Here is a 333-nt window from a genome sequence, read left to right on the forward strand (position 1 = left end):
GGCGACGTCCTGGAGCAGGAGTACGGCACGGCCACGGGCAAGCTCTTCCTGATCGGCTTCTTCGCCACCTCCTTCACCTCGCTGATCGGTGTCTGGCACGGCGTGAGCCTGATGTTCGCCGACTTCCTGGCGCGCCTGCGGGGCGAGCGCGAGGCACGCGGCGACGAACTGGCCTCGGGCCGCCGCGAGCGCTCCTGGGCGTTCCGCGCGTACCTGCTCTGGCTCACCTTTCCGCCCATCGTCCTGCTCTTCCAGGACGAGCCCTTCCGCCTGATCATCATCTACGGCGTCCTGGGCGCCGCCTTCATGCCCTTCCTCGCCCTGACCCTCATG

1 protein-coding gene is annotated in these 333 nt (G+C 68.5%); it reads left to right on the forward strand.

Going from position 1 to position 333, the window contains the following annotated elements; all coding sequences use genetic code 11:
* On the forward strand, window positions 1-333 hold a 333-nt coding region (locus ACLZOT_RS50980), incomplete at both ends, for an Nramp family divalent metal transporter (protein WP_416976115.1).

The sequence above is a fragment of the Streptomyces sp. 4F14 genome, assembly GCF_048159485.1.
Lineage (GTDB): Bacteria > Actinomycetota > Actinomycetes > Streptomycetales > Streptomycetaceae > Streptomyces.